The organism is Aeromonas sp. S12(2024), assembly GCF_041402305.1.
GTDB lineage: Bacteria > Pseudomonadota > Gammaproteobacteria > Enterobacterales > Aeromonadaceae > Aeromonas > Aeromonas veronii.
The window spans coordinates 25247-43644 of the sequence record NZ_JBGLRB010000004.1 but is presented as its reverse complement, the minus strand read 5'-3'; the positions used below and the strand labels follow the sequence as shown (position 1 = coordinate 43644).

At 62.6% G+C, this 18398-nt stretch carries 18 protein-coding genes; 5 read left to right on the top strand and 13 right to left on the bottom strand.

Annotated elements, in window-relative coordinates; all coding sequences use genetic code 11:
• Positions 1-32: 32 nt before the first annotated feature.
• The 4 genes from ACB035_RS05265 to sgrR all read right to left on the bottom strand — a co-directional run bounded on the left by ACB035_RS05265 (position 33) and on the right by sgrR (position 5465).
• Positions 33-734, bottom strand: coding sequence for a hypothetical protein (locus tag ACB035_RS05265; RefSeq protein WP_371166922.1), 702 nt, complete (start codon positions 732-734; stop codon positions 33-35).
• Positions 735-778: 44 nt separating this feature from the next.
• The gene (locus ACB035_RS05260) at positions 779-1174 is read right to left on the bottom strand and encodes an acyl-CoA thioesterase (RefSeq protein ID WP_371166846.1); all 396 of its coding nucleotides are present in this window, start codon (positions 1172-1174) and stop codon (positions 779-781) included.
• 264 nt (positions 1175-1438) lie between these two features.
• The gene (gene katG / locus ACB035_RS05255) at positions 1439-3616 is read right to left on the bottom strand and encodes a catalase/peroxidase HPI (protein WP_371166845.1); all 2178 of its coding nucleotides are present in this window, start codon (positions 3614-3616) and stop codon (positions 1439-1441) included.
• Between the two features lie 145 nt (positions 3617-3761).
• Positions 3762-5465, bottom strand: a complete 1704-nt coding sequence (gene sgrR / locus ACB035_RS05250) for an HTH-type transcriptional regulator SgrR (protein WP_371166844.1) — start codon at positions 5463-5465, stop codon at positions 3762-3764.
• Between the two features lie 100 nt (positions 5466-5565).
• Between sgrR and ACB035_RS05245 the strand changes: the two genes are divergently transcribed.
• The 3 genes from ACB035_RS05245 to ACB035_RS05235 all read left to right on the top strand — a co-directional run bounded on the left by ACB035_RS05245 (position 5566) and on the right by ACB035_RS05235 (position 7895).
• The gene (locus ACB035_RS05245; RefSeq protein WP_005336463.1) at positions 5566-5742 is read left to right on the top strand and encodes a hypothetical protein; all 177 of its coding nucleotides are present in this window, start codon (positions 5566-5568) and stop codon (positions 5740-5742) included.
• 150 nt (positions 5743-5892) lie between these two features.
• A complete protein-coding gene (locus ACB035_RS05240; RefSeq protein WP_128816749.1) occupies positions 5893-7161 on the top strand; it encodes an O-acetylhomoserine aminocarboxypropyltransferase/cysteine synthase family protein in 1269 nt (422 codons plus the stop codon).
• A 107-nt stretch (positions 7162-7268) separates the two neighbouring features.
• On the top strand, positions 7269-7895 hold the full coding sequence (locus tag ACB035_RS05235; protein WP_371166843.1) for a glutathione S-transferase family protein: 627 nt from the start codon (positions 7269-7271) through the stop codon (positions 7893-7895).
• Between the two features lie 65 nt (positions 7896-7960).
• On the opposite strand, the gene ACB035_RS05230 is transcribed toward ACB035_RS05235, so the two are convergent.
• Complete coding sequence (locus ACB035_RS05230; protein ID WP_338773404.1) at positions 7961-8860, bottom strand: DMT family transporter; 900 nt, start codon at positions 8858-8860, stop codon at positions 7961-7963.
• A gap of 137 nt (positions 8861-8997) precedes the next feature.
• Positions 8998-9438: a DUF2214 family protein gene (locus ACB035_RS05225; protein ID WP_371166842.1), complete on the bottom strand. Its 441-nt coding sequence runs from the start codon at positions 9436-9438 to the stop codon at positions 8998-9000.
• An 83-nt stretch (positions 9439-9521) separates the two neighbouring features.
• Between ACB035_RS05225 and ACB035_RS05220 the strand changes: the two genes are divergently transcribed.
• The gene (locus tag ACB035_RS05220; protein ID WP_371166841.1) at positions 9522-11156 is read left to right on the top strand and encodes a diguanylate cyclase; all 1635 of its coding nucleotides are present in this window, start codon (positions 9522-9524) and stop codon (positions 11154-11156) included.
• A gap of 115 nt (positions 11157-11271) precedes the next feature.
• Here the strand turns inward: ACB035_RS05220 and ACB035_RS05215 are convergent, their stop codons facing one another.
• Genes ACB035_RS05215 through ACB035_RS05190 form a run of 6 tightly spaced genes read right to left on the bottom strand, consistent with a single transcriptional unit; the run spans position 11272 to position 16536 of the window.
• A complete protein-coding gene (locus ACB035_RS05215; protein ID WP_371166840.1) occupies positions 11272-11925 on the bottom strand; it encodes an HAD family hydrolase in 654 nt (217 codons plus the stop codon).
• Positions 11926-11964: 39 nt separating this feature from the next.
• On the bottom strand, positions 11965-12972 hold the full coding sequence (locus ACB035_RS05210; RefSeq protein WP_371166839.1) for an ABC transporter ATP-binding protein: 1008 nt from the start codon (positions 12970-12972) through the stop codon (positions 11965-11967).
• A gap of 6 nt (positions 12973-12978) precedes the next feature.
• Positions 12979-13755 (bottom strand): ABC transporter permease, encoded by a 777-nt coding sequence (locus ACB035_RS05205; protein WP_005355251.1) that lies wholly within the window; start codon positions 13753-13755, stop codon positions 12979-12981.
• Entirely contained in the window at positions 13748-14647 is a 900-nt protein-coding gene (locus tag ACB035_RS05200) for an ABC transporter permease (RefSeq protein ID WP_371166838.1), read from the bottom strand. The genes ACB035_RS05205 and ACB035_RS05200 overlap by 8 nt, the downstream gene beginning before the upstream one ends.
• Positions 14647-15480 carry an alkaline phosphatase family protein gene (locus tag ACB035_RS05195; protein WP_371166837.1) on the bottom strand — a complete coding sequence of 278 codons (834 nt, stop codon included), beginning with the start codon at positions 15478-15480 and terminating at the stop codon, positions 14647-14649. Before ACB035_RS05195 ends, ACB035_RS05200 begins: the two co-directional genes overlap by 1 nt.
• A 9-nt stretch (positions 15481-15489) precedes the next feature.
• On the bottom strand, positions 15490-16536 hold the full coding sequence (locus tag ACB035_RS05190) for an ABC transporter substrate-binding protein (RefSeq protein ID WP_047440511.1): 1047 nt from the start codon (positions 16534-16536) through the stop codon (positions 15490-15492).
• Between the two features lie 264 nt (positions 16537-16800).
• On the opposite strand from ACB035_RS05190, the gene ACB035_RS05185 reads away from it, so the two are divergent.
• Complete coding sequence (locus tag ACB035_RS05185) at positions 16801-17565, top strand: UTRA domain-containing protein (protein WP_088868366.1); 765 nt, start codon at positions 16801-16803, stop codon at positions 17563-17565.
• Positions 17566-17605: 40 nt separating this feature from the next.
• Here ACB035_RS05185 and ACB035_RS05180 read toward each other — a convergent pair whose 3' ends face one another.
• Complete coding sequence (locus ACB035_RS05180) at positions 17606-18370, bottom strand: helix-turn-helix transcriptional regulator (protein ID WP_005336490.1); 765 nt, start codon at positions 18368-18370, stop codon at positions 17606-17608.
• Positions 18371-18398: the final 28 nt, after the last annotated feature.

Genomic DNA, 18398 nt, shown 5'->3' with positions numbered 1-18398 from the left:
GGGGCCCACGATGGGCCCCCTTACTACTGCGCTTATTGCGGCTTGTTGGCACCCGGCAGCGGCTGCCAGGTGAGGCGGGTCACTTGGGTGCCCTGCACCTCGCACTTGAGGCTCAGCTCCTGCCACCCCTTATCCTGACGCAGGGAGACCTCTCCCTCGATCCCCTGCTCGCCAATCTTCAGCTTATCCTGCTCGAAGATCACCTTGTCGCCATGGGCGAGATCCATCAGCTTGTCGTTGCAGAGCCAGTGAGCGAGATCCGCCCCCTTCAGCTTGACGCCACCCTTGGCCGCCTTCTGCTCGGCCGCGCTCACCACAAACAGTTTGCTCAGCTCGGCGGCCCGCTTGGTGAGCCACTCCTGACGCTGCTGCATGCTCATTTTGCTGACGAACTCGGCGGGCTGGCCCTTCTCGTCCAGCCACTGGGTCAGCTTGCCGCTGTCGTCAAAGGCGAACTGGGCGGCGGGCTCTTTGACCCCGAACAGCTTGCCGCCCTTGAAGTAGTAGCGACTCTCCCCTTCCAGCTTGCCCAGCTCGTTCATGATGGGCACGGCGATGATGACGGGGGAGCCATCGATCCAGGCCTTGATATCGACGCCGTCATGGCTGAATTGACGGGTATCGAGGGCGCTCTCGGCCCCCTTCTCCATCAGGGTAAACTGCTCGGCGAGAGAAGCGGCCAGAGAAGGGAGGGAGCAGAATCCCAGGGTCAGCGCGATCGCTGTATTGCGCATTGAGTTGTACATAGCACTCCTGTGATGGGCCATCCGGCCCGTGGTTAACTCTCTGTCAGCCAGGCCCGCAGCCCTTCCCGGTGAGCATCGCTCAGGGGCAGGGATTGGCGGGCCCGGTAGTCAAAATGGATCAGGGTCGTTTCGGCGGTGACGGCCAGTTCGCCGCCCTGCCAGGCCTCCTGCCAGACCGTAAATGAGCTGGTGCCGATGCGGCGCACGCCAGTCTTGATGGTGACCGGCTGGCCGTAGAACAGCTCCCGTTTGAACTGCACCGTATAGCCCGCGATGATCAGATGCCAGTTATGCACATCCAGATCGGGGGAGAAGATCCGGAACAGGGGATCTCGCGCCGATTCGAACCAGACCCCCGGCACCGTATTGTTGATATGGCCGAGGGCATCCGTCTCCTGAAAGCGGGGTTGGATCTGCATTTCCAGCATGGGTTGACTCCTTGTCTCTTTGTTTCTGTCCTTGTCCGTTCATGGGACATCAGTGACCAATGGGTGGCAGCCGGGCATCACCAGCGGATCAGCATGTTACATGATACTGCTGGGCCAAGGACAGGGATGCCAGCGGCCCTGCGATACCGGCCAGCAGGTGTCGCAGCGCGGCGGATTGTAGGGCTGCACAGAAAAGCGGGCAGTAAAAAGCCCCGCACATCTTGGCTGTGCGGGGCTGGTGCAGATAACCAAACGGCTCGGGGACTAGCCGAGCAGATCGAAGCGATCCGCATTCATCACCTTGTTCCAGGCGGTGATGAAGTCACAGACAAACTTCTCCTTGTTGTCATCCTGGGCATAGACCTCGGCATAGGCGCGCAGCACCGAGTTGGAGCCGAACACCAGATCCACCCGGGTGGCCGTCCACTTCAGCGCGCCGCTGCAGCGATCGCGGATCTCGTAGAGATTGCTCGCTTTCGGTAGCCACTGGTAGCCCATGTCGGTCAGGTTGACGAAGAAGTCGTTGCTGAGTACCCCGACCCGATCGGTAAAGACCCCGTGCCCGGTACCGCCGTGGTTGGTGCCGAGCACCCGCATCCCGCCGACCAGCGCCGTCATCTCGCAGGCGGTGAGCCCCATCAGCTGGGCGCGATCCAGCAGCAGCTCCTCCGCCGTCACCACATAGTCCTGCTTCAGCCAGTTGCGGAAGCCGTCGGCCAACGGTTCCAACACCTCGAACGAGGCCACATCGGTCTGGGCCTGAGTGGCGTCCCCCCGGCCCGGCGCAAACGGCACGCTCACCGTCACCCCGGCGGCCTGCGCAGCCTGCTCGATGGCGAGGTTGCCCCCCAGCACGATGAGATCCGCGACGCTGACGCCACACTCGGCCGCCAGCTTGTCATAGACCGCCAGCACCTTCGCCAACTTCGCCGGTTCGTTGCCCGGCCAATCCTTCTGGGGCGCCAGCCGGATGCGGGCACCGTTGGCTCCGCCCCGCTTGTCGGAGCCACGGAAGGTACGGGCACTATCCCAGGCGGTAGTGACCCGCTCGCTGATGGAGAGGCCGCTGGCGGCAATCCTGGCCTTGACCGCCGCCACGTCATAATCGGCGCGTCCGGCTGGCACCGGATCCTGCCAGATCAGATCTTCTGTCGGCACATAGGGGCCGACATAGCGGCTCTTCGGCCCCATATCCCTGTGGGTCAGCTTGAACCAGGCGCGGGCGAAGGCGTCGGAGAAGGCCGCCGGATCATCGCGGAAGCGCTCGGCAATCTTGCGATACTCGGGGTCTAATTTGAGCGCCATATCGGCATCCGTCATCATGGGTTTGCAGCGGATCGACGGGTCCTCCACATCCACCGGCATATCCTCTTCGGCGATATTGATCGGTTCCCACTGATGGGCCCCTGCCGGAGATTTTTGCAACCACCAGTCGTACTTGAACAGCAGTTCGAAGTAACCGTTGTCCCACCTGGTCGGGTGGGTGGTCCAGGCCCCCTCGATGCCGCTGGTCACAGTGTTGCGGCCGATGCCGCGGCTGTGGTGATTGATCCAGCCGAGCCCCTGCTCTTCGAGGCTGGCCCCTTCCGGCTCGGGCCCGAGCTGTTTGGCGTCGCCGTTGCCGTGGGCCTTGCCGACGGTGTGACCACCGGCGGTCAGCGCTACCGTCTCTTCATCATCCATCGCCATGCGGGCAAAGGTGACCCGCATATCCTGCGCGGTTTTCAGGGGATCGGGCTGGCCATCCACCCCTTCCGGGTTGACGTAGATAAGCCCCATCATCACCGCCGCCAGCGGGTTTTCCAGATCCCGCTCGCCGGAGTAACGACCGCCCGGCTTGCCGCTGGGCGCCAGCCACTCCTTCTCCGATCCCCAGTAGATATCCTTCTCCGGATGCCAGATATCCTCGCGGCCAAAGGCGAAGCCGAAGGTCTTGAGCCCCATGGACTCATAGGCCACAGTGCCCGCCAGAATGATCAAATCGGCCCAACTGATCTTGTTGCCGTACTTCTTCTTGATGGGCCACAACAGGCGACGGGCCTTGTCGAGGTTGGCGTTATCCGGCCAGGAGTTGAGGGGGGCGAAACGCTGGTTGCCACTGCCGCCACCGCCGCGACCATCGGCGATGCGGTAAGTCCCGGCCGAGTGCCAGGCCATGCGGATCATCAGACCGCCGTAGTGGCCCCAGTCGGCGGGCCACCACTCCTGACTGTCGGTCATCAGGGCGGTCACATCCTGCTTGAGGGCCGCCATATCGAGCCCCTTCAAGGCTTCCCGATAGTTGAAGCCGGCCCCCAGCGGATTGGTCTTGGTATCGTGTTGGTGAAGAATGTCGAGGTTGAGGCTCTTCGGCCACCACTCCATTCTGGACGTCTCGACGGAGGTGGTTCCCCCGTGCATGACCGGGCATTTTCCTGCGGAACTGTCTGAATTGTTGCTCATCGTTTTCCTCATTTGCTCTGCTGTCCATAACCTGAAACAGCATGGCACAGAGGCGTGACACAAACTGTGCAGCAGCGGCCGATTTACGGATCTTTCACGCAAGCGGCCACGGAGCGCCCGTCAGCCGCGACAGAAATTGGACGAACTATGGCGCCTCTGCGGGCTGATCGGGCGGCTCGGGCCGCAGCCAGGCGCTGCGAAAATCGAACCAGCCGAGCGCCGTCATCCGCACCCCGTGCACGCCGACCCGGCTCTCCAGCTCCAGCCAGTGGTGAAACAGCGGCACAAACCAGCTCTGCTGCTGCACTGTTGCCAGCAGGGCGCGGGGGCCTGGCTCCTCACCGCTGGCGCGCCACTGCATCAACCCTTGCCACAACTCATGCTGACTGCTCCACACCTTGCGCAGCAACGGGGTGCCCTGCAACCAGGCGTAGGGGGCAAAGGGGCCGGCATGTTCGAGGTTGAGGGTGCCGAGCCAGAGATCCACGTCTTCATCCTCGCCACTCACCCAACGACCGTAATCGAGGGTGCGCACCTCCAGCCGGATCCCCTGTTCGGCCAGCAGGCTGCTCATTGCGTTGGCGCATTCGTTGAACTCCAGATGCTGGTTGAAGCAGGCGAGCACCAGTCTTCCCGGCAACTGCGCCGGTCTGGGCAAGGGCGCGGGTAGCGCTTCGCGCCAGTGGGGCAGCAGGCCGAGGGCGCTGGTCCAGCCCCGTTGCAACTCGGGGGCGACCCGCCCCATCAGGGCCACCGGATTGAGCAGTTGGCCGAGCCACTGGCGCAGGGCGGGATCCTGCAAGGATCCGGAACGATCGTCCTGCAGCAGGAAGTAGCAGCCCGATTCGAGCTCCGATTCGCCACGCATGGTGCCGAGCTCAGGGCTGTCGCGCCCCAGCTGCAGGTGGGTCTCCAGTCGCTCCGCCAGCTCCGGCAGCATCCAGATATCGATCTCGTCGAGCAGGGCCCGCAGGCCGAAGTAGTCGTCAAACGCCGCAAGGCAAAGATGCAGGGGATCGTTGGCGGCCACCCGGTAAGGGCCGGTGCCCACAGGTTGCAGGGCAAAGCCCGCCTCCCCCTTGAGCTCCCGTGGCAAAATGGTCGCCACCGGCTCGGCCAGCAGGTGGGGCAGCCAGGGATCCGGGCTGTCGAGATAGAGATCCAGCGTACGCGGCCAGGGGCTCTCCAGCCGAGTCAGATGGGAAAACAGCGGGCGATCCCGCAGGGCCAGCAGACTCTCCATCACATCTTCCACCACCAGCTCGCGACCGTGGTGAAAACGCACCGCCGGGCGCAGATAGAAGCGCCAGTGACAGGGGCCCAGACACTCCCAGTGGTGGGCCAGATCCCCTTCGATTTCCCCATTTTCCTCATTTCGCCGGGTGAGGCCGTTGAAGATCTGGCGGCTCAGGTGAATTTCGGAGCGGCGCATCGGGCCGGTGGGCAGCAACTGCGGCAGCGGCCGGTAGTAGGGCACCCGCAGGATCTGGCGCCCCTCGCGGGTGGCCTGACCGAGCTGTTCGATCAACAGCGGAGTGAGCAGATCGAGGCGATCTTCGGCCAGCCGTACCGCCTGCGCCAGCTGGCCCTGACTGAGCAGATCCCGCAAGCGGCGCCGGGTCAGGCTCTCCTGACTGTCGAGCAGGGTGAGCCGGGAGCGCCGCCCCCGCCCCGCTTCCGCCGACCAGCTGAGCCAGCCCTGATCCTGCATCCGCCGCAGCAGCAGGCGGGCGTTGCGCGGGGTGCAGCAGAGCAGATCCGCCACCTCGGCGAGGCTGATCTCCCGCTCGTCGCTGCCAAGCAGCTGGGCGAGTCGTTGAAATTGCTGGTAAAGGCGACCGGTCGGCATAAAAGAGGAAATCCTGTTGCTATAAGTCATCAGTTTTTACTTCCTCATTTTAGCTCAATACTGCTGATAAACGTGAGAACCACAGCAGAGGAGCACCATCATGAGCCACGCCAACCCCCTCAAACCGAACCGGATCCAACAGACCTTGCGCCGTTACTTCAAGCGGATCCTGCCACGCCCGCTGCCGCTTATCGAGGATCCCATGCAGCAGCTCAACCGCCTGATGCAGTGGGACATGAACCAGATCGATGACAAGGAGTATCGCCGTCGCCTCTGAGTGTGAGCCATGCCAGCCACTCGGGCCACGCATCCCCTGCGGGCGACATTGCTTTGCCGGATCTTGCTGTTTACATCGGCCACGGGCCTGATAGATTGGACGTCTATCCATCTATAACTGCAACAAGCAACATCCAACAAGGAGTGTGTGATGAAAGATGCGACCCTGGCCCTGCACCACGGCTTTTCCAACGACCCCACCACCAAAGCGGTCGCCGTGCCCATCTACCAAACGGTGGCCTACGAATTCGAGAGCGCCCAGCACGGGGCGGATCTGTTCAATCTGGCGGTGCCGGGCAACATCTACACCCGCATCATGAACCCCACCAACGATGTGCTGGAGCAGCGGATGGCCGCGCTGGAAGGGGGGATCGCCGCACTGGTGGTCTCGGCAGGTTCCGCCGCCATCACCTACGCCATTCAGGCGCTGACCGCCGCCGGTGACAACATCGTCTCCACGCCCCAGCTCTATGGCGGCACCTACACCTTGTTCGCCCACATGCTGCCGAGTTTCGGGGTCGAGGTGCGCTTCGCCAGGGATGACAGCGCCGAAGCCATCGCCGCCCTGATCGACGACAAGACCAAGGCAGTCTACTGCGAGAGCATCGGCAACCCGGCGGGCAACATCGTCGATCTGGCCGCGCTGGCCAAGGCCGCCCACGCCCGTGGTGTGCCGCTCATCGTCGACAACACGGTCGCCACGCCGGTGCTCTGCAAGCCCATCGAACACGGCGCCGACATCGTGGTACACAGCCTGACCAAATATGTCGGCGGCCACGGCAACTCGCTGGGTGGCGTCATCGTCGACTCGGGCAAGTTCCCCTGGGCGGATCACGCCGAGCGCTTCCCCCAGCTGACCAAACCCGAACCCTCCTACCACGGAGTGGTCTATACCGAGGCCTTTGGCCCGGCCGCCTTTATCGGGCGGGTACGCACCGTGCCGCTGCGCAATACCGGCGCGGCGCTGGCGCCGATGAACGCCTTCCTGCTGCTGCAAGGGCTGGAGACCCTGAGCCTGCGGATGGAGCGCCACGTCGACAACGCCCTGCGGGTCGCCAACCACCTCAAGCATCATCCCAAGGTGGCCTGGGTCAGCTACGCCGGTCTGCCGGGTCACCCTCACTATCTGCTGGCAGAGAAGTACATGGCCGGCCGCCCCTCGGCCATTCTCTCGTTCGGTCTGAAGGATGGTTATGAAGCGGGCGTGCGCTTCTACGATGCGCTCAAGATCTTCAAACGACTGGTCAATATCGGCGATGCCAAGTCGCTGGCCTGCCACCCCGCCTCCACCACCCATCGCCAGCTGAGCGAGGAGGAGCAGGCCAAGGCTGGCGTGAAACCGGAGATGATCCGGCTGTCGGTCGGGATCGAGGCGATCGAGGACATTCTGGCGGATCTGGATCAGGCGCTGGAGGCCTGAGTCAGTCAACGAGGGAGCGGGCATCAAGCCCGCACTTTTTTACTGCCGGTGAACCGCCCCCCCTCGCCCGTTCGTATACCCCATCCTGCCACCGAATCGAGGTCGTTATGATAGTCCTGCACCACCTGAACAAATCCCGCTCCCAACGCATCATCTGGCTGCTCGAAGAGCTGGGCCAGCCCTATGAGATCAAGGCGTATCAGCGCGATGCCGCCACCTTTCTGGCACCGCCCGAGCTAAAAGCCATCCATCCCCTCGGCAAGTCGCCGGTCATCGAGTTCGACGGACGGGTGCTGGCGGAATCAGGCGCCATCACCGAGTACCTGATCGCCCGCTACGCCGCCGAGCGGCTGGCACCGGCACCAGATAGCCCGGAGTATCCCGAATATCTGCAGTGGCTCCACTTTGCCGAGAGCTCCGGCATTCTGCCGCTGCTGCTCGACATGTTCGTGCGCAAGGATGGCAGCCCGATGCGCTTCCTGCCGGACTACGCCAAGGCGGAGTGTGCCAAGGTGCTGGGCTACCTCAACGATGTACTGGCGAATCGCCACTATCTGGTGGGGGATCGCCTCTCCGGCGCCGACATCATGAACTCCTTCCTGGTGGATCTGCTGGCGCAAAGCGGCCAGCTGGCCCACTTCCCGCACCTGCAAGCCTATTGGGAACGCCTCAATACCCATCCGGCCCGTCAGAAGGCGGTAGAGCTGGAGCGCGAGCTGGATCAGCGCCCCTGACCGAACAACCATCATGCAAAACGCCCCGACTGTCGGGGCGTTTTTGTTATGCAGCGGGCTGCGGTTTACTTGGTCGCGGGCACCTTGTCCCGGCGCGACTTCCACCACCAGCGCAGCCGGATCTGAGAAATGAGCATCCCTGCCAGCATCAGGGCACAACCGGCAATGGCGCGCTCGTCCAGCGTCTCCCCCAGCAGCAACACGCCCCCCACGGCGGCAAAGACGGTCTCCAGACTGAGGATGATGGCGGCGTGGGCCGGATGAGCACCCCGCTGCCCCACCACCTGCAGAGTATAACCCACCCCGACCGATACCAGTCCGGCATAGAGCAGCGCCTGCCAGCCAGCTACTGCACCAGCCACAGTCGGGGTTTCGATGACAAAAGCAGTGGCGAGGCTGAGCAGGCCGCAGACTACGAACTGCACCCCGGCTAGCTTGATGGGAGCAACCCGGTTGGAGTAGTGATCCACCAGCAGCAGATGCACGGCCCAGAACAGGGCACCAACTACCTGCAACAGATCGCCAAAGCCGATGGTGAACTCGTCGGTGACGCTCAACACATAGAGTCCCGTCAGAGCAATCAGGGCACCAATCCAGGTATTGATGCCGCTCTTGTGGCGCAGCAGCAGCCCCAGTACCGGCACCAGAATGATGTAGAGCCCGGTGATGAAACCGGCCTTGGCGGCGGTGGTATAGAGCAGTCCCACCTGCTGCAGGGAGGCGGCACAGAACAGCACCAGCCCGGCCAGCACACCACCGATCAGCAGCTGGCGATGGTCGCCCGCAACGGCAACAGGTTGTCGGGATTTGAGCCACCAGAGCAGCGGCAGCAGGGAGAGGGCGCCGAGCAGAAAGCGCAGGCCATTGAAGGTATAGGGCCCCATGTGATCCATCCCGAGGCGCTGAGCGACAAAGCCCATACCCCAGATGGTGGCAGCCATCAGCAACATCAGATTGGAGCGCATGGCGATTCTTCCTTAAATCGGCGCGTGACGGGTTATCCGATCCAAGATACCCGCCTCCCTATCCTCTTGTCTCCACTCTTTGTCTTCGCTCTTGCTCTCAACGCGCTGCATCGCACTGCTTTTAAGCACCGCGAGAGCTAAAGCAGCGAGGGCTTGGTGAACACGGCCAACAGGGCAATCAGTAGCAGATTGCCCCGCAGGATCCACACCACCCGGAAGTGCTGCTGGATGGAGATCATCGGCGCCTTGCCCAGACGCAGGGCGCGACGCCAGCGATAGAAGAGGCGGCTGGGATAAACGAGGGAGCCGACAATCAGCAGAAACAGCCCCATCTTGAGGCCGTGGGCAGGATGGGCAAAGATCTCTGCCACCGAGCTGGCATGCTCAAGGGCCAGCAGACACCCGGTGGCAAAGATGGAGAAGAGCGCCAGTGCAGCCACCCCATCTGCCAGCAGCAGGTGGCGCACTCGCAGCATGTTCAGGCCGCGCCGAAAGATCAGATACTCGACACAGAGGGCAAGGATCAGCACCGCTATGCTGCCATAATGAATCATTGAGAGCAGAGTGTGGTTCAGCATCGGAAACATCTCATTTTCTGCCTTTAGACGAGCCGCACAGCATCATATATGCTGGTGTCACCCGAGACGAAAAGGATCTGTTCATGTCCCCCGCCAAGCCCAAGAACACTTGGTCTTTGATCACCCGCATGCGGCTGGGCCTCCTCTTGCTCTTTATCCCTGTGTTGCTGCTCGGCAGCATCTACTACCTGCATATGGAGCGCACCCTGCGCCACGAGCAACAACAGAACCTGATTGCTCGCAACACCCAGTATTTCCATACCCTGATCGAACCCTATCTAGCGACCCTCAAACGCCAGTTTACGCTCATTTATCAGCAGGTAAATTATCAGGATTTCAGCGGCCCGGAGATCCTTAACGGCGAGCGCTACCTGCAACAGTGGCAGGCCTATCACAAGGTGATGGAGCTCGATTACGTCTACGTGGGCACCGAGCATCGCAAGATGCTGATCCACCCCTCCTGGCAGGCCGACGAGAAGTTCGATCCCAGAACCCGCCCCTGGTATCTGCTGGCATCCAGCCATCCCGGACAGATTGTCTGGACTGATCCTTATTACGACTACACCTTGGGCACTCTCACCATGGCGCTGGCCAGGGTAATTGAAGATCCTGACGGCAAGCGGGTTGGCGTACTCTCGCTGGATACCCAGCTCACCCCCCTCACCAGCTGGCTCAACAACAAGCATGATGAGACTCACCCTCTGGGGGCTGGCTATCAGATCCTGCTCAACCATGACGGACTGGTGCTGGCCCATCAGGATCGCGAAAGGGTATTCAAACCCCTCGCCCACCCCGACTGGCTGGCCCGGATGCAACTGCCGCAGGGCTTTTTCCTCGATGATGCCAGCGGCCTGATGGTCTCCTACTACCGCATCCCCGAGCAGCGCTGGATCCTGCTCAGCGTCGAGCCGACTGCCAGCATGCAGCAGGTGATCGACAGCGTCTCCATCAACGTGCAGCTGATGATTGCCGTCGCCTGCATTCTCTATCTGCTGCTGGCCCTGCTCTGGTCCCGTTACTTCCGCCGCATGCTGGGGGAGATCACCCTGCTGATCCGCGCCAGCCGCTCTGGCGGTATCGCCTACAACGGCCGCCGTATGCTGGAGCTGGCCAAGGTCTATGAAGAGATGGATGCCGCCAGCCAGGACTTTGCCCAGATCCGCCTGCAAGCCCATCAGGACAAGCTCACCGGGCTCTACAACCGTCGTTTCTTCGACGAGTGCCTGCAGAAGCAGCTCAACAGTGGCGCCCCCTTCGGGGTGGTGATGTTCGATCTGGATGATTTCAAGCGGGTCAACGATACCCACGGCCATCAGGCGGGGGATGTGGTGCTCAAGCGGGTGAGCAAGCTGGGCATGAATCTGTTCCACGAGTGGGGCTGGTTCTGCCGCTATGGCGGCGAGGAGCTGGTGCTGATCTTCCGTTACGGCGAAGAGCAGCCGATGCTTCCCTCCCTGCTGGAAGCGTTCCGGCTCGGGGTGGAGCAGCTGGAGTGGCGCGAACCCGGTCTCACCATCACTATCAGCGGCGGGGTGGCCTTCAGCCGTTCCGGGCTCTCGGCCAAAGAGCTGGTGGAGCTGGCCGACAAGGGGGTCTATCAGGCCAAGCGGGAGGGGAAAAACCGTATCTGCTTCCCGCAGCGCCACGCCCCTCACCAGAGTGCCGAGGAGGACATTCCCGCCTTTGGCGAGCCCCGACAACAAACCAACGAAGGGTAGCCCCAGCAGCCAGCATCAACCACAACGCTGTCCGCAAAAACAAAGAGAGAGGCTCCTGCCTCTCTCTTTGTTTTTCGTGCTTTTTGCCGCACGTTAAGCCTGTGTGGCGCGCGACTCAGCGCTGCCACTCGCACACCGGCCAGCCCAGTTCCTCGGCTTGCTGGCGCAGCGCGGGGGCCGGATTGACCGCATGGGGATGGCTCACCGCCCGCAGCATCGGCAGATCGTTGTGGGAATCGCTGTAGCCAAAGCTCCCCTGCCAGAGGTGGTCCCTGCCGGCAAAGAGCTGGTTGATGCGGGCCACCTTGCCCTCGCGAAAGCTGAGGGTGCCGCGGGTCTGGCCGGTCAGCATCCCCTCCTCCTCATCGAGCAGGATGGCGACGCAGTGATCCATCCCCAACATCTTCGCCATGGGGGCGACCAGATGATCGCCGGAGGCGGAGATGAGCACCAGATCGTCGCCCCGCTCCCGATGCCATTCGATACGCGCCAACCCCTCGGGGTAGAGGCGCTCGCGCAGTACCTGCTCGGCAAAGCGGGTAGAGAGCGAGTCGAGCCACTGGCGCGTCTTGCCCGCCAGCGGTTGCAGGGTGAAGGCCATGTACTGGTGCATATCCATCTTGCCCTGATGGTAGAGGGACATCATGGCCTGCTCCTCCGCGATCATGCTGGCGGGGGCCAGCTCCTCGGCCACCATGTACTCCAGCCAGAGGCTGGCGGAATCCCCCGCAATCAGGGTCTCGTCCAGATCAAACAGTGCCAGTGCCATGAGGGCTCCTTGCGGTAACAACGAAAATGAAACGAGGCGTCATGCTACCTCACAGAATTGATCCCGGGCCACCGCCAGGGTCACGGCACTGCCGGGTGCCAGCAGATCGCCAGCCGAACGGTTGAGGCAATCCACCGTCAACAGCCCCGCCTCGCACTCCACCTGATAGCGGATGACGTTGCCGAGCAGCTGTTGCTGGCGAATGATGCCGGGCAGGCTGGGCTCGCTGCTGGCCGCCCCTGCGGGCAGCAGGGTAATGGACTCTGGCCGCAGCGCCAGCTTGCCCTGAAAACGGGGGCCAAACAGCGACTTGCCCTGCTCGGCGCCAAGCAGGTTGTAGTTGCCGATAAAACCCGCCACAAACTCGCTGGCGGGACGGGTATAGATCTCCTCCGGCGTGCCACTCTGGACGATGGATCCCTTGTTCATCAGGAAGATCCGATCCGACATGGTGAGCGCCTCCTCCTGATCGTGGGTCACGAAGATGGTGGTGAGCTCAAGGCGCTGCTGGATCTCGCGGATCTGCTGGCGCAGGCTGCGGCGGATGCGGGCATCCAGCGCCGAGAGCGGCTCGTCCAGCAGCAGGATCCGCGGCTGCACCACCAAAGCCCGGGCCAGTGCCACCCGCTGGCGCTGACCGCCGGAGAGCTCGGCCGGATAGCGGCGCTCGAAACCGGTCAGCTCCACCAGCGCCAATGCCTCCTGCACGCTGGCCGCCAGCTCCCGCCCCGGCTGGGGTTTCATCTTGAGGCCGAAGGCCACGTTGTCCCACACCGTCATGTTGGGGAAGAGCGCATAGCTCTGGAACACCATGCCGATGCCCCGCTTCTGGGGCGCCTGCCAGGTGATCTCTTCACCGGCCACCCGCACCTGACCGCCATCCACCGGGGTGAGCCCGGCCAGCGCCCGCAGCAGGGTGGATTTGCCGCAGCCGGAGGGGCCGAGCAGGGTCACCAGCTCCCCCTTGCGGATGCCGAATTCGATCCCCTCGAACACCGGCGTATCGCCGTAGGATTTGTGCAGTTGATTCACTTCTAAATGAAACATCTTGGATCACCGATGAAATCTGTTGGCCGCCCAGGTGAGCAGCAGGGTCAGCAGGAAGTAGCTCATCACCAGCGCACTGGTGAAGTGGCCAGAAGTGGCGCGCATGTTGTAGAGGTAGACCTGCAGGGTCTCGTAACGGGTGCCCACCAGCATGTTGGCAAACACGAACTCGCCGAGCAGGAAGGAGAGAGAGAGAAACAGCGCCGCCAGCAGCCCCTTGCGCAGGCAGGGGATCACCACCAGCAGAAAGGCGCGCCGACTACTTGCCCCCAGCAGATGGGCGGCATCCATCAAATCCCTGAGCGGTACCCCTTGCAGGCTGTTGGCCAGCGCCCGGTACATAAAGGGGAGCACCACGGTGAACCAGGTGCCGATCAGGATCCACGGCGTGCCGATAATGGGCAGCACGCCGTCGGCATAGATCTGCAGCAGCCCGACTGAGGAGACCACTGGCGGCACCGCGAAGGGGAGCAGGATCAGCAGGTTCATCCAGGGATCCAGCTTGGGGAAGTAGTAGGCCACCACCAGCACGGTCGGCACCAGCACCAGGGTCCCCAGCAGCAGGGTGGCGAAGCAGACCAGGAGGCTGCGGCCAAACGCCGCCAGAAAGCGCGGGTCGCCCCACAGCTTGAGATACCAGTCGAGGGTGAAGCCATCCGGCAGCAGGGTCGCCCCCCAGCGGGTGGAGATCGAATAGAGGAAAGTGGCCAGCAGCGGCAGCAGCAGGGTGGCGACCAGCCCACCCAGCACCCACTTGGGCCAGCGCGGCGTCAAATCATGCATGGGATTGCCCCTTGTTCACATAGCTCTTTTTCAGCAGCCACTGGTTGGCGGCCGTCACCACCCCCAGCAGCACCATAAGGATCACCGCCAGCGCTGCCGCCATATTGGGTTCGAGGAAGATATCGCCGGAGACCAGACTGGCCACCCGGATGGTCACCAGATTGAAGTTGCCGGTGGTGAGGGCATAGGCGGAGGCATAGGCCCCCACCGCGTTGGCAAACAGGATGATCAGGGTGCCGAGCAGCGCAGGTGTCAGCACCGGCAGTGCCACGTGCCACACATACTGCCCCTTGCTCGCCCCCAGCAGCGCGGCCGCTTGCGGCCACTCATCCTGCAGCGCATCGAAGGCCGGGTAGAGCAGCAGCAGGGCGAGCGGGATCTGGAAGTAGGTGTAGATGAGGATAAGGCCCGACCCCGAGTAGAGGTTGAAGCCGTCGATCAGCCCCCAGGATTTCAGCAGCAGGGTCACTGCACCATTGATGCCGAGAATGATGATAAAGGCGAATGCCAGCGGCACCCCGCTGAAGTTGCCGGTCATGGTGACAAAGGCCAACAGTACCCGCTTGACCCGCTCGCCGCTGTGGCGCAGCGCCGCCGCCCCGAGGGTGCCGATGGCAAGCCCCGCCAGACTGGCGATACCGGCAATGCGCAACGAGTTGCCGAACGATTGCAGGTAGAAGGGGGAGCTCAAAATCTCCCGGTAGTAGTCGAGGCCCCAGCCATCGGGGGTCTGAAAGCTGCCCACCAGCACCCACACCATGGGGGCGAGCTGGAACAGGATCATCAAGAGGATAAACGGCAGCAATACCAGTGCGGGCAGCCAGTGGCGGCGCGCCCGGAGCTTGGTGGCCACGGGTTGATCCGCGAGGATCTCGGTGGTGGCAGGCATCATCAGTGCACCTCGCGCATAAAGGCGGCCTTGAGCAGCAGTGGCGCTGCCGGCTTGTCGTGGGGAATGCCCAACAGATCGGCCATCAGGGCGCAGAGCTGGGTCTGGGCGATCGCCACTCCATCCGGCCAGCGCTCGATAAAGGCATCGCCAAACAGCCAGAGTGGCACGGTGCGCTCTTCCGGCAAGGTGCCGCCGTGGCTCAGGTCGTTGTTCATGCCGTGATCCGAGGTGATCACTACCTGATACCCCTCCGCCAGCCACTGGGGCAGCAGATCGGCCAGCAGGCTGTCCATGCGGCGCGCCTGATTGCGGTACTGGCGGGAATCGAGGCCAAACTTGTGGCCCGCATCGTCCACCCCCATCGGGTGGATCAGCAAAAAATCGGGATCGTACTGGCTGCGCAGCCATTCCCCATCCATCAGCAGATGGCTGTCGGGATAGTTGTCATCCCAGTAGAAGCAGGCGTGCTGAATGGGCAACTGCTCGTCGTGAGTAAAGCGATCGCGGGCTGCCAGCCAGGGACTGCGGTTGTAGAGTTCGCTCACCCAATGGTAGGCCGCCGCTGCGGTGCGTTTACCCGCGGCGCGGGCCAGATGGAAGATGGAGTCATGCAGACTGAGGCGACTCACCCCGTTGTGGGTGATGCCGCTCACCACCGGCGACACGCCGGTCAGGATGCACTCGTAGAGAGGCCGGGAGAGAGACGGCAAGGCAGCATTCAGGGTCGTATGCAGGCCCCGCCCCGCCTCCACCATGCCACCGAGGTAGCCCATGGTGTGGGCTACCTCGGCTGCCAGACCATCCACAAGTACCACTATCACCTTGTGTTGCACTGGATTCCCTTACTGCATGTTGATCATGACGGTTTCTTGCCACTGGCGCGGCAGGGCTTTGGAGCTCTGCTCCCAGGCGGCGTGATCCTGCACCGGCTTGGCATTGGCGTACTGCTCGGCTGGCAGCAGCTTGGCCTTCACGTCATCCGGCAGGGTCACATTGCTGCGGATCGGGCGGGCGTAGCCACGGGCCAGGTTGATTTGACCGGCATCGGAGAGGATGTATTCCCGCGCCAGTTTGGCGGCGTTGGGGTTCTTGGCCCACTTGTTGATGATGGTGGTGTAACCGGCGATGACTGAACCGTCGCTCGGGATCACCACATCAAACTTCTTGGGGTCGATCTGGTCGCGGTAGTTCAATGCGTTGAAATCCCACAGCACACCCACTTCCACCTCGCCCTTCTCGATATTGGCGATGGTGGGATCGTTCAGGGAGAGACGACCCTGCTTGGCCAGCTGACCAAACAGCTCCAGCGCGGGCTTGAGGTTCTTCTCGCTGCCGCCGGTGGCATAGGCCGCCGCCAGCACGCCGTTGTTGGCCTGGGAGGCTACGCCCACATCACCCAGGGTCACCTTGTAGTCGCCACCCAGCAGGGACTGCCAGCTGGTGGGGGCGGCCTTGACCAGATCCTTGTTGATCAGGAAGGCGATGGTGCCGGTATAGGCCAGCATCCAGTGACCGTCGGCGTCCTTGGCCCAGTTGGGAATGTCAGCCCAGGTGGAGGGCTTGTAGGGCTGGGTAACACCCTGCTTGACCGCAACCGGACCGAAGGCGCCGCCCACATCGCCGATATCGGCGGTGGCATTGGCCTTCTCGGCGGCGAACTTGGCGATCTCCTGCGCCGAGCTCATGTCGGTATCCTGATGCTTGATGCCGTAGATGCTGCCCAGCTGCTGCCAGGTATCCTTCCAGTTGGCCCAGCTGTCGGGCATGCCGATGCTGTGGAGCTGGCCTTCGCCACGGGCGGCCTTTTCGAGATCCGCGATATTTTCGGCGGCAAACAGCGGTTGACTGATGGCCACCAGGGCCAGTGCACTTGCGATCACGCTTTTCATCATCCCATCCCTCTGGACTAGGTCAGTTAAGGTTCGAGAGGGATGCTAGAGGGGAATTATGACGGTGGCGGGGCGCTTTAATGGCAGTTTGATGACAATCACCCTGTCATGGCGCTGTCATCCACAGCGGTTACAACTCTGAACCCGAGTGAGGCTGGACTATTCCAGTAAGGGATTGGCCAGCCACCCGCCTTCTGAATAAGCAACAGGGACAAGAGTGTGACCGAGCCGAGATTGAGCGAGCAGAGAGTGAACGAACAGAGCATGGCCGATGGCCGCGTCTCCTCCAAGTGCGAACAGATTTGCCAGACTCTGCGCCGCTATATCGGCAGCGGCCAATTGGGGGCCGGGCAGCAGCTGCCCGCCGAACGGGCACTGAGCGAGCGTTTCGCCACCACCCGCATCACCATCAAGGAGGCGCTCTCCAGCCTCGAAGCAGACGGCCTTATCTACCGTGCCGAGCGGCGCGGCTGGTTTGTGGCGCCACCCCGCCTCACCTACGATCCCGCCATCCACACCCACTTTCACCAGTGGATCGGCGAACAGCAGCGCACCGCCGAAACCCGGGTGCTGGCCCACGGCAGCGAGCTTGCCAGCAGCGAACTGTGTCGCTGGATGGGGCTGGAACCCTTCACTCCACTTTATGAGATCCGCCGCCAGCGTCTCATCGACGGCCGCCCGGTGCTCCATGTCAGCCACCACCTGCTGGCGAGCCGCTTTCCCGATATCGCCAGCGCGCCGCTGGCCAGCTCCCTCACCGAGCTCTATCAGCAGCGTTATGGCATAGGCCAGGGCGGGGCGAGTCTCGAGATCACCCCCTCGGCGGCGCGCGGCGCCATCGCCCGCGCCCTCAATCTGGCTGAGGGGAGCGCGGTGCTGCGGCTGGTGCGGGTCAACTATGACGAGCGGGGTGGTCTGGTGGATTGCGATATCGAACACTGGCGGCCGGATGCCATCCGCATTTGTCTGGATACGCGAGCATTGCAGCCGCTCGCAGGCAAGCTGCAACAAACCCGGGTCGCAGATTAGACTCCCGCCAACAGAGCGGATCCCGCAGGATCCGCCGAGATCAGTTGTCGATATTGGGGATCATGTCGTCAAAACTCTGATAGCCGCAGTCGGCCAGTTGCAGCGACATGGTGTAGGTCTTGGCGTGCTCCTGCTGACCGATGGCGGGGCGGTTGAGCTTGATCTCCTGATGCCAGTACTCCTTCATCCGGTCGATCAGCGCCATCGCCTCCCCCTCGTTGAGGTGCAGCTGGCAGAGCGCCATATAGTTGTTCGACTTGTGCATGTTCTCCACCAGATACTCCCCCAGCACCGACATTGCCTGCCGCGCCTGCTGGCGGGCGAAACGGCTGTGCTGCTCGAAGCTGATCCGCTCGCTGATCAGGAAGTGGTAACTGTTGTCGATACCAAGCTGCAAGATACCGAGCTTCTCCAGCTTGCGCAGATAGAGGTAGCAGGAGGCATCGGTCAGGCCGTACTCCCGCTTGAGATCGATCAGCGTCTTGTCGCGCCAGAAGATATTGGCGAGAAAGGCGTAGAGCCCCGGCTCGTTGTGAAACGCCTCATCCTGCTCCTGAGTGAAGACGGCGCGGCGGCTCTGGGCGTCCTGAGTGCGATCCAGCAACTCCTCGAACGAGAGCCCCACCAAATGGCAGATCTCCAGCAGAGTATCGAACGGCAGGGAGGGCTTGTTCATCATCCGTTTCACGGTCGCGATGGAGACACCCATGGCTTCTGCCAGGGTCTGATAGCGGATCCCCTTGTCGGTCAGGGTCTTCTTCAGGGTGTCGAGAATATTGTTGGCCAGGGTCTGGCTGTAGGTCATGCCACTCTTCCTTGTTATCGCACTTTCA

What these genes read in the sequence shown, in the direction of transcription:
- ACB035_RS05265 (WP_371166922.1), bottom strand. Translation starts at nt 734, where the DNA reads ATGCGCAATACAGCGATCGCGCTGACCCTGGGATTCTGCTCCCTCCCT.
- ACB035_RS05260 (WP_371166846.1), bottom strand. Translation starts at nt 1,174, where the DNA reads ATGCTGGAAATGCAGATCCAACCCCGCTTTCAGGAGACGGATGCCCTC.
- katG (WP_371166845.1), bottom strand. Translation starts at nt 3,616, where the DNA reads ATGAGCAACAATTCAGACAGTTCCGCAGGAAAATGCCCGGTCATGCAC.
- sgrR (WP_371166844.1), bottom strand. Translation starts at nt 5,465, where the DNA reads ATGCCGACCGGTCGCCTTTACCAGCAATTTCAACGACTCGCCCAGCTG.
- ACB035_RS05245 (WP_005336463.1), top strand. Translation starts at nt 5,566, where the DNA reads ATGAGCCACGCCAACCCCCTCAAACCGAACCGGATCCAACAGACCTTG.
- ACB035_RS05240 (WP_128816749.1), top strand. Translation starts at nt 5,893, where the DNA reads ATGAAAGATGCGACCCTGGCCCTGCACCACGGCTTTTCCAACGACCCC.
- ACB035_RS05235 (WP_371166843.1), top strand. Translation starts at nt 7,269, where the DNA reads ATGATAGTCCTGCACCACCTGAACAAATCCCGCTCCCAACGCATCATC.
- ACB035_RS05230 (WP_338773404.1), bottom strand. Translation starts at nt 8,860, where the DNA reads ATGCGCTCCAATCTGATGTTGCTGATGGCTGCCACCATCTGGGGTATG.
- ACB035_RS05225 (WP_371166842.1), bottom strand. Translation starts at nt 9,438, where the DNA reads ATGCTGAACCACACTCTGCTCTCAATGATTCATTATGGCAGCATAGCG.
- ACB035_RS05220 (WP_371166841.1), top strand. Translation starts at nt 9,522, where the DNA reads ATGTCCCCCGCCAAGCCCAAGAACACTTGGTCTTTGATCACCCGCATG.
- ACB035_RS05215 (WP_371166840.1), bottom strand. Translation starts at nt 11,925, where the DNA reads ATGGCACTGGCACTGTTTGATCTGGACGAGACCCTGATTGCGGGGGAT.
- ACB035_RS05210 (WP_371166839.1), bottom strand. Translation starts at nt 12,972, where the DNA reads ATGTTTCATTTAGAAGTGAATCAACTGCACAAATCCTACGGCGATACG.
- ACB035_RS05205 (WP_005355251.1), bottom strand. Translation starts at nt 13,755, where the DNA reads ATGCATGATTTGACGCCGCGCTGGCCCAAGTGGGTGCTGGGTGGGCTG.
- ACB035_RS05200 (WP_371166838.1), bottom strand. Translation starts at nt 14,647, where the DNA reads ATGATGCCTGCCACCACCGAGATCCTCGCGGATCAACCCGTGGCCACC.
- ACB035_RS05190 (WP_047440511.1), bottom strand. Translation starts at nt 16,536, where the DNA reads ATGAAAAGCGTGATCGCAAGTGCACTGGCCCTGGTGGCCATCAGTCAA.
- ACB035_RS05185 (WP_088868366.1), top strand. Translation starts at nt 16,801, where the DNA reads ATGGCCGATGGCCGCGTCTCCTCCAAGTGCGAACAGATTTGCCAGACT.
- ACB035_RS05180 (WP_005336490.1), bottom strand. Translation starts at nt 18,370, where the DNA reads ATGACCTACAGCCAGACCCTGGCCAACAATATTCTCGACACCCTGAAG.